Source organism: Streptomyces sp. NPDC127117, assembly GCF_042677325.1.
Lineage (GTDB): Bacteria > Actinomycetota > Actinomycetes > Streptomycetales > Streptomycetaceae > Streptomyces.
The window spans coordinates 225,941-238,368 of record NZ_JBHXTM010000007.1; the positions used below are offsets into that span (position 1 = coordinate 225,941).

The window sequence follows — 12,428 nt, forward strand, 5'->3', positions numbered from 1 at the left end:
CGTCACGAGGGCGCCCACCGGACTACCGGGCCGTCCGGTGACAATGGGGGGCATGGAGATTCTCTGGTTCCTGATCGCGCTGTGCATGCTCGCGGCCGTCGTCGGCCCCTTCGTGCTGCGCCGCCGGGGCGGAATCCGGCAGGTCGCGCCGGGTTCCCCGGACGCCGCCGACCCGGACGCCTACGGCTTCGTGCGCCAGGAGGAGCTGGACATCCGGCTGCCGGGCCCGGACCAGGACCTCCTGGACGTGCTCGATGTCGTGCAGCGTTCCCAGGACTGGCGGGCGGCCTCGCAGCTGCTGGCCGGTACGCCCAAGGAGGGCGAGGTGCGGTGGCAGCGGGTGCAGGCGTTCGCCGGGGCCGCCTCGCTGGAGCTGGCGCAGCAGCCCGGGGTCGGCGGTGCGTGGCTGCGCGGGTGGCGGGCCGAGGCGCCGAAGGACGCGGGCGGCGCGGCGGTGCACGCCGAGTTCCTGGTGCAGCAGGCGTGGCGTTCGTCGACCGCTGGGACGGACGACTTCCGGATCATCCTGGAGGAGGCCCGTACGGTCTGCGGCGAGGCGGCGCTGCTGGCGCCGGGCGACCCCGTTCCGTACCTCACCGAGCTGGCCGCGGCCCGTGGACTCGGCTACTCCCACGAGGAGTTCGACCGGCTCTGGGCGAAGGTGATGGACCGGGCCCCGGCCCACATGGGCGCGCACATCGCGGCCCTGCACTACTGGTGCGAGAAGTGGCACGGCTCGCGCGAGGAGGCCGACCGCTTCGCCACCTCGGCCGCCGCCCGGGCCCCGCAGGGCTCACTGCTGGCCGCGCTGCCGCTGTTCGCGGTGTACGAGCACCTGCCCGAGGTCAACCTGGTCCAGGGCTTCTACCGCAGCGCGGTGGTGACCAAGGCGGTCGAGGGCGCCCTGTTCGCGGTGCACGCGGCCCGCCCGGACGACCCGATGCTCGCCCACGTCCGTCATCTGCTGGTCCTCTTCCTCGTCCGGATGGAACGCTGGTCGGAGGCAATGGCCCAGCTCGTCCACATCGACGGCCACGTGGGTGCGCTGCCGTGGACGCAGGACCCCGACCCGGCCGCCGAGTACACGGTCTACCGGGCGCTGGCAGTGGCCGGCTACGAGGCGAACGGCGGCAGCCCGGCGACGCTGCCGCACTAGGGCCTTTCGTCTGGGCCGGGCCGGATCGGGGAGCGGGGTCCGGTGTCGTGCATCGCAGGGCGGAGGAGCGAGCCGGATGGGGTCTCCCCCGGCCGAGCGGAGCCGGGAGCTCGGGGAAGGAGCGTCGGCGACCGACGACAACGCGGCGAGGCGCGGCACCGGGGCACGCGGGCCCGGCCTGATCCGAACGAAAGGCCCTGGGGTCTCCCGCTCGGACGGGGCGGAATCCATGACGCCCCCGCCGCGTTGTAAGCACTGCACACTCACCCCAGGAGGAGCCCCCGCATGTTCCTGCAACGCCGCACCCCACAGCTCCCCACCCCGGAGGAGGCCCTGAAGGGCCGCCCCACCCCCGAATTCACCGTCCCGTCCACCCACACGGTCCTCGGCAACCCCCTGCTGGGCCCGTACCCGGAGGGCCTGGAGGTCGCGGACTTCGCGCTGGGCTGTTTCTGGGGCGCCGAGCGCAAGTTCTGGCAGACGGACGGTGTCTGGACGACCCTGGCCGGCTACCAGGGCGGCTACACCGAGAACCCCGCGTACGAAGAGGTCTGCTCGGGCCTGACCGGCCACACCGAGGCCGTCCGCGTCGTCTTCGACCCGAGGACCGTCTCGTACGCGGAGCTGCTGAAGCTGTTCTGGGAGTCCCACGACCCGACCCAGGGCTTCCGCCAGGGCAACGACGTGGGCACCCAGTACCGCTCGGCGATCTACACCCACTCCCCCGCCCAGGAGGCGGCGGTGGCAGCCTCCCGCGACGCCTACCAGAAGGTCCTCACGGCCGCGGGTCACGGCACCATCACCACGGAGATCCTCCCGGCGCAGGGCCGCACGTTCTGGCCCGCGGAGGCATATCACCAGCAGTACCTTTCGCGCAACATTAACGGCTACTGCGGGCTCGGCGGCACCGGCGTCTCCTGCCCGATCGGCGTGGCACCGGCCGACGGGTAGGCGTAGGGCTCGTACGACTTTGGCGGCTCTGCGAGCCGTTAAACATGTTGAGCGCAGGCGGCTATCTCTCTTGGGCTGCCTTCGCTCTTGCGAGGTTGTTCCGGCTGATCAGGGTATTGGGGTGAGTTTCGCCGAGCACCTGCTCGTACTGGGCAAGGGTGGCTTCAAACAGCGGAACGGCCCGCGCAAGATCCCCCACCTCCCGGTAGGCGTCGGCGAGGTTGTTCCGACTGATCAACGTGTCGGGATGGGTCTCACCCAGCACCTGCTCGTACTGGGCGAGGGTGACCGACAGGAGGGGAATGGCCCGCGCGCTCTGCCCAGCCTGCCGGGCTTGGATGGCAGAGCGGTCGAAGAGCTTGATGGTGGCGTCTGTGGCGCTGGCTGGTGGGATGTTGGTGGCGAGCGCGGTGATGTGGGGCATCAATTCTTCCCACTGCCGAATGGTAGCCAGCAAGGGTTCTCCGGACGGGGAAAGGGACGCCACGAGTGCCTGTTCGGCGGTGCTTCTGCCCATGGTGGGGTGGTCAGTGCCGGGAACGGGTGTGCGCAGCACGACTTGCAGGAGGCGATGCACGCTGAAGGTGGGGGTGTGGCTGGAGAGCGTGATCATGTTGTAGGCGTGCAGAACGCCGAGTGCTTCGTCTACCGCGTCGTCGGCCTCGTCCACGTCTGAGGCGAGGGGGGTCAGGAGTGTGCGGGGGATGTTGTCCGGGGCGAGCCAGGCGGCGGCGTTGAGGAGCGTCACGGCCAGCGGATCACGCTCACGGATGGCCTTGAGAGACTGGTTCCAGACCCGGGCCACGGTGCGCTCGGGGTCGGTGCCCTCGGAGTGCTTGGACAGCATCCGTGGCAGCGCCCTCCGGTACGCGGCGATTTCCTTACCCGTCTGGTGAAGGTAGGCACCGGCCTGCTCCAGGGCCAGCGGCAGGTATCCGAGTTCCGCGGCAAGCGCCTCGGCTTCCTCACGCTGCTCCGAGGTCGGTGCCCGTCCGCCATAGGCGATCTTGCACAAAAGGTTGACGGACGCGGCGGGGTCGAGGAGGTCCAGCGGCAGGGTGGGGCCGATGGTGTGCCAGCCGGTGGCCTTGCGACTGGTCGCCAGATGGTGCCCGCCGGGCAGGGAACCAAGGTACGGGCGCAAGCGGTCGGGGTGTTCGACGTTGTCGAAGACCAGCAGCCAGCCCGGATGCCACTGCAACCAGGCCACCGCCCACGCCGTACGCTCCTCAGCTGTAGCGTGGGCGGCCCAGTTCGGGCACAACCGGGTTGCCAGCGCGGCAAGTCCGGTCTCGATCAGTTCCGGACTCTCGGCGTTGATCCACCACACCAGGGTGTACGTATCCCGGTATCGGACTGCGTAGTGCAGGGCCAACGTGCTCTTACCGATACCGCCCAGACCGTGAACCGCGCCTGTCTGCGTCACCGCCGCGTCACCCGACTCCGTGAGCATGCAACGCAGCCGATCCAGCGCGTCCTCGCGGCCGACGAACACGCCCGAAGCCGATCCAGGAAGATTGGCCGTATTCGGCGGCGCCTTCACCTCCCTTGCCCAGTGCTCTGCCTGGGGCGGCAGGTTCACGAAACGGACGTCCCCCGACACCGCGAGCCCGATCGACTGTGCGGCGATCGACCGCTCACCCGACGCCTTGATGTCAGTTCCACCAGGGACGGCACCCGGCATGGTCACGGCCGCAGGGTGGCGTTGTCTCCAGTGACCGCCGTGGTGATGTGCTGCGCGGCAATGGACCGCTCACCCGACGCCGTCACCGACACCGACTGCCCGGCAGGCAACAAGGCCGCCAAATCCGCCAGAAGTTCGGTGTCTTCACGCAACGCGCGCTTGATCTGCTGACGCAATGCCGCAGCAGCATCCGCGTCATCCGGCTCCTCAGCCGCATCGCGCACGGCCGCCTCCAGCTCGGCACGCCCCTGCTCACCCCGACGACGCCAGACCACGTCCAGGAACCGCCGTCCCACGTTCGCCGTGGCATCAACAGCAGCATCCTCAGCCCGCGCCAACACCCCGACACCGTAGGCACCCAAAGCTGCCGTCAGATACGGCCCCGCCTGGTCCACCAAAGCAGCGATCTCAGCACTCATCCCCGGGCCCCCCGCCTTCCTGCGACCTCAACCAGTCCAGTCTGGCTCACCAGCACCGGCTTCCGAGCAGGATGACGAGCTAATCGCGACGCTCACCCATCAAACCTACGGAAACCAGTCACTCGGCACGAAACAAGCTGGCCATACAGGAGAATCCCACCCGCTTGAGCAGGCGGGATGGAGGGTGCGGCCTGCGAGTGACATCCCGACCTCCGCCATGGAGGTCGAAACGTCAGCACGGTCCCGCCTCGACACCAGCTGGCACGGCCCAGTGCCTGCCGCCGCGAGCGGTCCCACCAGCAGTACCTCGACAAGAACCCGGCGGGCTACTGCGGGATCGGCGGCACGGGGGTCTCGTGCCCGATCGGGGTGGCTCCGGCGGAGGGGTGACCTTCGGACTCGTACGGAAAAGCTGGTACGGCTCCGGCGAGCCCGGCCGGCCCGGCAACCGCCCCGCTGACTCCTCGGCTCCACAGGACAGTGGGGCGGGCCGGGCCGCCCGCCGGGTGATCGCCTCTCGCCGGAACCGCTCCCGGGCAGAGTCGTACGGTGACCGACTCCCGCAACGGTTCTTCCGACGAACTCGGTCTGCTGCGCCGGCAGTTCGCCCTGTCATGGTCGCTGTTCGAGTACCACCTGGAGCGGCTCGTCCTCGATGACTTCCTGTGGGAGCCCGCTGCGGACTGCTGGACGGTGCACCGGGCCGACGACGGGACATGGACGGTGGACTGGACCGACTCGCCCCTGCTCGTCTGGACACCACCGGCCCGTTCCCCCGGCCGAATGATCCTCGGCACACCGTTGCCCACATGGCTGCCCGGTCGACGTCGAGCCGATGAAGAATGCCGCAGAGATCGGCCGACTCCGCCTTCAGCGAGCCGTCAGCCACGTACCGGACCGGACCGGCGATCCCGCCCCCGCCGGGTCGCCATGAGCAGCGCCTGTCATCGTGAGCGGCCCCACCAGCACCGCATCACGCAGTTCGTCCAGGATTCCGGCATGCCCGGCAAGCCGCAGACACTCGGCCTCAGCGGCACCTATGGCACGGGCTCCCTCCAGCTCATCGGTGTCGTCGTCCGGCCGGTCACGCGGGCGCGGCGTAGCAATGCACCGTCACCGTCTGCGTCGGACTCCACTGCTGACCGACGGTGGCCAGCAGGCTCCAGCCCAGGCGTTCGTACAGGGCTGCGGCCGACGTGTCGGAGGCCAGGACGTCGAGGACCGGGTGCAGAGCGCGCTTCCGGGCGTCCTGCACGGCCCGCGCCATCAGCAGCGCGCCGATCCCGTGGCCACGAGCGGAGGGGGAGACGAACAGGCGGCTGATCACGGCGGTGTTCTCGACGGAGACACCCGAGCGGCGGCTCCATACGGCAGGTGCCGCGTCTCCCGCCCCGCTTCGGGACAGACCGATGTGGCCGACCACGTGTCCGTTCAGTTCCGCCACCCAGGCCGCGTACAGGGAAGGCTGCGCCAACCACTCACCGGGACGGTCGGGCCAGTTCGCCGGATAGCCGTCACCGGCATGGACCTCGGCGAGCACCTCGACGCACTCGTCGAGATCAGAGACGTCACGCCGCCGGATGCGGCGGGCGGGAGTCTCGTCGGTCGTGGGAACACCCTGTCGATGCACGGAGGCATGAAAGCACAACACGACCGCCGGCACGTGTGCGGCCGGTGCCGTCGCAACAGGCCTCGCCGCGAGGACGCATACTCCTACCGCACCCGCCGTCTCGCCCCGGCGCCCCGGCCGGTGATGATTCCGGCGGGGACCGACCCACCGGCCACCGTACGAGGAGGAATCACCACCGATGACGAGCGAAGGCCGCAGCGCCCCCGTTTCCCCGGCCGGGCGCCCCTGGTTCATGGTCAACGAGGCCGTGGCGTTCGTCGTCGAACTGGCGGCGCTGGCCGCGCTGGCCCGGTGGGGGTTCGCCACCGGGGGCGGGGTGGCCGGCCGGCTGCTGCTGGGGGTCGGGGCGCCCGTTGTCGCCGCCGTGCTCTGGGGGATGTTCGCCGCGCCGCGGGCCCGCTTCCGGCCGCCGCTCGTGGGGGTTCTGGTGGTCAAGGCGGTGGTGCTCGGTTGCGGTGTGTACGCGGTGCATGCCGTGGGGCACCCGGTGGCGGCGGTGTTCTTCGGGGTGGTGGTGATCGTGAATACGGGGCTGGCGGAGACCTTTCGGCGCCGTGCGGTGCCGGAGTCGGGGTCGGCTGGCTGAGAACGTCTGTGGCCCGGTCGCGCGGAGCGGCCGGGCCACAGACACATCAGAGGGACCGGATCAGATCAGGCCCTGGGCCAGCATCGCGTCCGCGACCAGTTCGAAGCCGGCGATGTTGGCGCCGACCACGTAGTTGCCGGGGCTGCCGTAACGCTCCGCGGTGGTGTAGCAGGAGTCGTGGATGTGGCGCATGATCTCCGCGAGGCGCTCCTCCGTGTGGGAGAAGGTCCAGGAGTCGCGCGAGGCGTTCTGCTGCATCTCCAGGGCGCTGGTGGCCACGCCGCCCGCGTTGGCCGCCTTGCCGGGGGCGAAGGCGACGCCCGCCTCCTGGAGGACGCGTACGGCCTCCGGTGTGGTGGGCATGTTGGCGCCCTCGGCCACCGCCTTCACGCCGTTGCGCACCAGGGCCACCGCGTCGGCCTCGTGGAGCTCGTTCTGGGTGGCGCAGGGCAGGGCCACGTCGCAGGGGACGTTCCAGACGCCGGTGCCGGGGACGTACTTGACGTGCTCGCCACGGCGTTCCGCGTACTCGGAGACGCGGCCCCGGCCGGCCTCCTTGATCTCCTTCAGGAGTGCGAGGTCGATGCCCTTCTCGTCCACGACGTAGCCGGTGGAGTCGGAGCAGGTCACCACGGTCGCGCCGAGCTGCTGGGCCTTCTCGATCGCGTAGATCGCGACATTGCCCGAGCCGGAGACGACGATGCGCTGGCCGTCGAGGGACTCGCCCCGGCTGCGCAGCATCTCGGCGGTGAACATGACACAGCCGTAGCCGGTCGCCTCGGTGCGCGCCTGGGCGCCGCCCCAGCCGAGGCCCTTTCCGGTGAGGACGCCGGACTCGTAGCGGTTGGTGATCCGCTTGTACTGGCCGAACAGGTAGCCGATCTCCCGGCCGCCGACGCCGATGTCACCGGCGGGGACGTCGGTGTACTCACCGAGATGGCGGTGGAGTTCGGTCATGAACGACTGGCAGAACCGCATGATCTCGGCGTCCGAGCGGCCCTTGGGGTCGAAGTCCGCGCCGCCCTTGCCGCCGCCGATGGGCATGCCGGTGAGCGCGTTCTTGAAGATCTGCTCGAAGCCGAGGAACTTCACGATGCCGAGGTTGACCGAGGGGTGGAAGCGCAGCCCGCCCTTGTACGGGCCCAGCGAGCTGCTGAACTCGACCCGGAAGCCGCGGTTGACGTGGATGTCGCCGGAGTCGTCCGACCACGGCACCCGGAAGATGAGCTGGCGCTCCGGCTCGCAGACACGCTCGATGATCCTGGCGTCCACGAACTCCGGTCGCTTCGCGAGGACCGGGCCGAGGGTCTCCAGGACCTCCCGTACCGCCTGGTGGAATTCCTTCTCGCCCTGGTTGCGCCGGAGGATCTCGGCGTACAGCGGCTCGATGACGCGGTTCTCGGTGGCGTGCGGGGTTACGGAATCAGGGGTGGCCTGCATCAGGTCAAGACCTTCCGTCGGTGGGCATGCGCGCGAAGACGCCCCCGTCCCGGGGGCGCCGGCGGTCCCCCTCCCCATTGAGGGCGTCGCCCAGACATCGCACGCTCTGCGGCTCACGGAAGCGACGTACAGAACCGTTGTGGCCCACCCATTGTCCCAGTAGCTCCGGAGATCCCTTCAAGGGGACCGGTCCGAGCGGGACGGCCCCTACGCTCGCGCCTCGCGGCGCAGCATCCACAACCCCGCCCCGGACGCGATGACGACCAGCCCCGAGACCACGCTCAGCACGATGTGAAGAGCGTTGTTCTCCATCAGGTTGAGCGAGACGTTCGCGGCGACCGCAGCGCAGAGCACGAACCAGAGCAGTGCCTTCATGGGAATCCTCCGTGTGGGTGGCCGGGTGTGAACTGCGGCCGGGTGCGTCCTGTGGCCGAGTGTGTCCTGCGGCCGGGTGATGTCTCCATTCTGTTGACGGGAGGCGGTCGCCACGAGGGGCCGGTCTCCCCGTTCCGTGGTGCAGCCAGCTGTACCACCGGCCCGTGCGCCGAGGTCCCGGCCCGGCCCGGACTGCCCCACTAGGGTTTGCCGGGTGGGGATCACCGAGAGCACCGGGCCGCGCGAGAAGGAACGCGACCGGGAGGCCGGGCCGGAGGCCGGGCCGGAGGCCGGGCGGGAGGCCGGGCGGGCCTCCGCCGGTGCGGCCGGGGGCCCGGGGCGGTGGCGGGTGCCTGGGATCGCGGTGCTCGTCGTGGTGCCGCTGTATGTGCTGTGGGCGCTGGTGCTGGCGACCGGCGGCGGAGATCTGGCGGCGCAGCTCGCCTGGGCCGGCTTCGCCTCCCGGCACCCGGCATCCGCGTACAACCTCTCCTGGTACGGAGGGACGCACCCCGCCAACTACAGCCTGCTGACGCCGCCGCTCATGGCGGTGTTCGGGGTACGGGCGGTGACCGTGGCCGCCGGGCTCTGCGGGTCGTGGGCGCTGGGGCGGCTCTGTGTACGGAGCGGGGTGCGGTGGCCGGTCGCGGTCGCGGTGCTGGGTTCGCTGACGCTCTGGTGCAATGTCGCCTCCGGTCGCACCACGTTCGCGCTGGGCGTCGCGATCGGGCTGGTCGCGCTGCTGTACGTACGGCGCCGGACGGGCGTCGCGGCGGGCTGCGCGGTGCTGGCGACGGCGGCGAGCCCGGTGGCCGGGCTGTTCCTGGTGGTGGCGGGCGCGGCGTACGGGCTGGACCGGCAGTGGCGGCGGGCGGCCGGGCTCGTCGTGCCGCCGGTCGTGGTGGTGGCCGCGACGACGCTGGCGTTCCCGTTCACGGGTGAACAGCCCATGGCGGCGGGCAAGTTGTGGATGCCGTTGGCGGCGTGTGCGGCGCTGTGGCTCGCGGCGCCGCGCGAGGGCGGCTGGCGGGTGGTCCGGTTGGCGGGCGCGGTGTACGCGGTCGGCGTCGTCCTGACCTTCCTGGTCGCCTCTCCGATCGGGACGAACGTGGAGCGGCTGGTGGGAGTGGCGGGCCCGCCCGTACTGCTGGCGGCGCTGGTGTCCGTCCCGCCCCGGTGGGCGCGGGGCGGGGCACCGGGGCGGGTGCGGGCCCTGCTGCTGGCCGGGATGCTGGTGTGCAACACGGGCTGGCTGATCGACAAGACCGACGACGATCTCCGGGTCTCGAACTCCGTGCCCACCTGGGCGGAGCACACCGATGATGTGGTCGCCGAGCTGCGCCGGCTCGGCGCCGAGCGGACCCGGGTGGAGGTCGTACCGGCCCGCAACCACCGCGAGGCGACCGTGCTCGCCCCGTACGTGAACATGGCGCGCGGCTGGAACCGGCAGCTCGATGTGGAGCGCGGGCGGCTGTTCTACGAGGGTAGGCCGACCCAGGCGGCGTACCGGGCCTGGCTGGACCGGTGGGGCGTGGGCCTGGTCGTGCTGCACGGCGGCAGGCCGGACGGGCCGGCCGAGGCGGAGGCGGAGATCGTCCGGCGCGGCGCCGACTGGCTGGAGCCGGTGTGGCGGGACGCCGGGTGGCGGATCTACCGGGTGCGCGGGGCCGTTCCCCTGGTCTCCGCGCCGGGCTCCGTCGTGCGCGGGGACGATGCCTCCCTGGTGGTACGGATGCCCGCCGCCGGTTCGGTGACGGTACGCATCGCCCACTCGCCCTGGCTGCGGGCGGACGGCGGCGGGTGCCTGCGGCCGGACGGCGAGTGGACACGGCTGACGGTGCGGCGGGCCGGTGAGTACCGGCTGGATTCGCGCTACCGGCTGTGGCCGTTCGGGTCCTGCTGACGGGCCGGGGCTGGGCGGGGCCGAGCGGGGCCGGGCGGGGCTGCCGGGCCCGGGCCGGGGCGGGCCGAGGCAGGCCAGGGCCGAGGCAGGCCCGTCAGCAGGCTCTGCGCCTGGCCTCACGGGCCGCCCGGGATCAGTCCGTGACGCCGAGGTCCTGGCGCATCAGCTCCCGCATCGTGTCGAGGCAGGGGTCGGCCGCCTTCAAGTCCTCCAGGGCCTGCTCCACGTTCTCGCCGTCGCGGGTCACGCCCCGGTCCAGGCGCTTGACGACCGCGTCACCGGCGGCGAGCACCCGGTTGAGGTCGCGGGACGCCTGAAGTATCCGCTCGGGGACGATCATCTGCGCCTCGGCGTAGCGGTCTCGGTGGTCCAGGCGGGCCTCTTCGAGCTGGTTGCGTTCCTGCTCGGTGTAGACGTCGTCGCGGATGCGGTGCAGGGCGTCCTTGAGGAGGGTGTGGAACTGCCGGGAGGCCCGGTTCATGGCCGTGTACTGGGCGCGCCGTTCCTCGAACTTCCGCCGCTCGTCGGCCAGCCGGGTCTCCTCGGCGCGCTGGCGTACGGTCAGCCGTTGCACGAACACCGGGGCGAGGAGGGTGCCGAGCACCCCGACTACTGCGGTGATCATGGCGGTGATGGCGGCGGTCATGACCGTGAGACTAGAGTGCGCGCCGCGGACGGCGGCAACGTGGCTCTGTGGCAACGGTGTTGGGGCCGGGGCGGAAGTCGGTCGTCAGTCCCCCTCAGTACGGTTCTGGGCATGGTGCCCAAGAGTTTCTACGACGTGAGGTTCGGTGTGTCGCCCGGCGGGGCCAGGAAGGACGCACACCACATCTGCGGCGGTCTCGACGAAGCCGTGGCCGCTCCGGACTCCGAATTCGAGGAGTCCATCAACGTGCGACATCGCGGAGCACGGCGACTACGTCAAGCTCGGCGATGACCCCCTCGACGACCTCACCGACCTCGACGAGGACGAGTTGGAGGACGAGTTGATCGACCGGGGCTACGTCGAGTACGGGGATCACGATTTCGAGGCCTGAGCCCGGCAGGCCCCGGCGCGGGCCGAGGGACGGCGTACGTGCGGTTCCCGGGGGCACGGTGACGGCACATCAGACATGATGCCGTCATGACAACCTCACGGGGGACGGGACGTACCCGGCACCTCCCCGGCGCACCTCTGCCGACACCCCGCCCGGCGCTCCCGCCCGCACCCGGGTACCGGCCGGCCCCGCACGCGGCGCGGTTACCTCCGCGTGCGGGCGACATGCGCCGCTATCTCGCCGTCGGCCTCGACTGCTACCTCTGTCTGGTCACCGTCGGCTTACTCGCCCGGCCGTACGTGGAAACGGCCGAGATCACCGAGGCCGCCGGCCTGCTGCTCGGCCCGGCGCTCGCGTTCTCCTTCCTCAACCATGTGGTCCTCACCGCGATCACCGGGGCCGGCGCGGGCAAGCTGATCATGGGGATACGGGTGGTCAGGCTGCCCGACGCCGGGCGCCCGGGGCCCTGGTCACTGCTGCTGCGCTGGCTGTACGGGCTCTGCTGGCTGCCGCTGCAACCCTGGTACGGGCTGCGCTCGCTCCTCTCGGGCCCCGGTGTCCTGCCCCGTACCTCGCTCTGGAACGGCGGGAACGGCGAGCCGCACGCCGATCCGCTGGGCCTGCGCCAGGTCCGTCACAGCGACCTCGCCGCCCACCGGACCGCCACCGCGGCCACCGCTCCCACCCACCGCTGACACCGGCCTGCACCCGCCCGCACCGCCGTCCCGGCCCGCACCGCACCCGCCCGCACCGCCGTCCCGGCCCGCACCGCACCCGCCCGCACCGCCGTCCTGGCCCGCACCGCACCCGGCCGCACGGCCTGCGGCCCGCAACGCCGTCCTGGCCCGCACCGCACCCGCCGCACGGCCTGCGGCGACCGCTGCGTCCCGGACCGGCCCCGCAAGTACGCTCCCGGCAAGTGCGCTCCCGGACCGGCCCCGGCGCGTGCCCTCCCCGGGCCCCTCAAGTCCCGTATCCGGCCGCCGGGCAGATACCCGAGCCCGTTCACCCAGTCCTACGGGCCCAGTGCCTCGGCGGCCCGGCCGCGCCGCTCGGCCGCCTTGCCGCCCAGCGGTACGAGCGCGGTCTCCACGTTCCATGGCGCGAACCCATGGCGCGGGCGTGATGAAGGGGCAGGGCCACGATGAGAGCCGGATGAAAGGCTCACACACGCCGGAGGCGGGGGGGGGGGCCCGGGCCCGGGGGGGCGGGGGGGGCCCCCCCCCCCACGGGGGGGGGCGCGCCCC

Annotated in this window: 12 protein-coding genes and 2 pseudogenes; 7 read left to right on the forward strand and 7 right to left on the reverse strand. The window is 71.6% G+C overall.

Annotated features, from left to right (window positions below; translation table 11 throughout):
• Positions 1-52 precede the first annotated feature (52 nt).
• Positions 53-1,156, forward strand: a complete 1,104-nt coding sequence (locus tag ACFVH0_RS09500) for a hypothetical protein (protein ID WP_385819005.1) — start codon at positions 53-55, stop codon at positions 1,154-1,156.
• A 285-nt stretch (positions 1,157-1,441) separates the two neighbouring features.
• A complete protein-coding gene (msrA, locus tag ACFVH0_RS09505; protein WP_385819006.1) occupies positions 1,442-2,107 on the forward strand; it encodes a peptide-methionine (S)-S-oxide reductase MsrA in 666 nt (221 codons plus the stop codon).
• Positions 2,108-2,168: 61 nt separating this feature from the next.
• Here the strand turns inward: msrA and ACFVH0_RS09510 are convergent, their stop codons facing one another.
• Both ACFVH0_RS09510 and ACFVH0_RS09515 read right to left on the reverse strand, forming a co-directional pair.
• Positions 2,169-3,791, reverse strand: a complete 1,623-nt coding sequence (locus tag ACFVH0_RS09510) for a tetratricopeptide repeat protein (protein ID WP_385819023.1) — start codon at positions 3,789-3,791, stop codon at positions 2,169-2,171.
• 2 nt (positions 3,792-3,793) lie between these two features.
• Positions 3,794-4,210 carry a hypothetical protein gene (locus tag ACFVH0_RS09515; protein WP_385819007.1) on the reverse strand — a complete coding sequence of 139 codons (417 nt, stop codon included), beginning with the start codon at positions 4,208-4,210 and terminating at the stop codon, positions 3,794-3,796.
• Between the two features lie 285 nt (positions 4,211-4,495).
• Between ACFVH0_RS09515 and ACFVH0_RS09520 the strand changes: the two are divergent.
• A pseudogene (locus ACFVH0_RS09520) lies at positions 4,496-4,600 on the forward strand (peptide-methionine (S)-S-oxide reductase); the annotation flags it as partial.
• 159 nt (positions 4,601-4,759) lie between these two features.
• Positions 4,760-5,144 (forward strand): annotated as a pseudogene (locus ACFVH0_RS09525) (hypothetical protein).
• A 150-nt stretch (positions 5,145-5,294) separates the two neighbouring features.
• On the opposite strand, the gene ACFVH0_RS09530 reads toward ACFVH0_RS09525, so the two are convergent.
• Positions 5,295-5,792, reverse strand: a complete 498-nt coding sequence (locus ACFVH0_RS09530; RefSeq protein WP_385819024.1) for a GNAT family N-acetyltransferase — start codon at positions 5,790-5,792, stop codon at positions 5,295-5,297.
• A gap of 226 nt (positions 5,793-6,018) precedes the next feature.
• Here ACFVH0_RS09530 and ACFVH0_RS09535 point away from each other — a divergent pair, with 226 nt between their 5' ends.
• Positions 6,019-6,426: a YrdB family protein gene (locus ACFVH0_RS09535; RefSeq protein ID WP_385819008.1), complete on the forward strand. Its 408-nt coding sequence runs from the start codon at positions 6,019-6,021 to the stop codon at positions 6,424-6,426.
• Positions 6,427-6,486: 60 nt separating this feature from the next.
• On the opposite strand, the gene gdhA is transcribed toward ACFVH0_RS09535, so the two are convergent.
• Positions 6,487-7,866 carry an NADP-specific glutamate dehydrogenase gene (gdhA, locus tag ACFVH0_RS09540; protein ID WP_385819009.1) on the reverse strand — a complete coding sequence of 460 codons (1,380 nt, stop codon included), beginning with the start codon at positions 7,864-7,866 and terminating at the stop codon, positions 6,487-6,489.
• A gap of 207 nt (positions 7,867-8,073) precedes the next feature.
• A complete protein-coding gene (locus ACFVH0_RS09545; RefSeq protein ID WP_385819010.1) occupies positions 8,074-8,241 on the reverse strand; it encodes a hypothetical protein in 168 nt (55 codons plus the stop codon).
• A 349-nt stretch (positions 8,242-8,590) separates the two neighbouring features.
• Here ACFVH0_RS09545 and ACFVH0_RS09550 point away from each other — a divergent pair, with 349 nt between their 5' ends.
• Positions 8,591-10,144, forward strand: a complete 1,554-nt coding sequence (locus tag ACFVH0_RS09550) for a hypothetical protein (RefSeq protein WP_385819025.1) — start codon at positions 8,591-8,593, stop codon at positions 10,142-10,144.
• 133 nt (positions 10,145-10,277) lie between these two features.
• On the opposite strand, the gene ACFVH0_RS09555 is transcribed toward ACFVH0_RS09550, so the two are convergent.
• Positions 10,278-10,790 carry a hypothetical protein gene (locus ACFVH0_RS09555; RefSeq protein ID WP_385819011.1) on the reverse strand — a complete coding sequence of 171 codons (513 nt, stop codon included), beginning with the start codon at positions 10,788-10,790 and terminating at the stop codon, positions 10,278-10,280.
• Positions 10,791-11,031: 241 nt separating this feature from the next.
• Positions 11,032-11,238: a hypothetical protein gene (locus ACFVH0_RS09560; RefSeq protein WP_385819012.1), complete on the reverse strand. Its 207-nt coding sequence runs from the start codon at positions 11,236-11,238 to the stop codon at positions 11,032-11,034.
• A gap of 29 nt (positions 11,239-11,267) precedes the next feature.
• On the opposite strand from ACFVH0_RS09560, the gene ACFVH0_RS09565 reads away from it, so the two are divergent.
• A complete protein-coding gene (locus tag ACFVH0_RS09565; protein WP_385819013.1) occupies positions 11,268-11,876 on the forward strand; it encodes an RDD family protein in 609 nt (202 codons plus the stop codon).
• Positions 11,877-12,428 lie beyond the last annotated feature (552 nt).

Bases quoted from the DNA above. Each gene is read 5' to 3' on its own strand.
- gdhA (WP_385819009.1), bottom strand. From the start codon at position 7,866: ATGCAGGCCACCCCTGATTCCGTAACCCCGCACGCCACCGAGAACCGC.
- ACFVH0_RS09500 (WP_385819005.1), top strand. From the start codon at position 53: ATGGAGATTCTCTGGTTCCTGATCGCGCTGTGCATGCTCGCGGCCGTC.
- ACFVH0_RS09515 (WP_385819007.1), bottom strand. From the start codon at position 4,210: ATGAGTGCTGAGATCGCTGCTTTGGTGGACCAGGCGGGGCCGTATCTG.
- ACFVH0_RS09565 (WP_385819013.1), top strand. From the start codon at position 11,268: ATGACAACCTCACGGGGGACGGGACGTACCCGGCACCTCCCCGGCGCA.
- msrA (WP_385819006.1), top strand. From the start codon at position 1,442: ATGTTCCTGCAACGCCGCACCCCACAGCTCCCCACCCCGGAGGAGGCC.
- ACFVH0_RS09545 (WP_385819010.1), bottom strand. From the start codon at position 8,241: ATGAAGGCACTGCTCTGGTTCGTGCTCTGCGCTGCGGTCGCCGCGAAC.
- ACFVH0_RS09535 (WP_385819008.1), top strand. From the start codon at position 6,019: ATGACGAGCGAAGGCCGCAGCGCCCCCGTTTCCCCGGCCGGGCGCCCC.
- ACFVH0_RS09510 (WP_385819023.1), bottom strand. From the start codon at position 3,791: ATGCCGGGTGCCGTCCCTGGTGGAACTGACATCAAGGCGTCGGGTGAG.
- ACFVH0_RS09555 (WP_385819011.1), bottom strand. From the start codon at position 10,790: ATGACCGCCGCCATCACCGCCATGATCACCGCAGTAGTCGGGGTGCTC.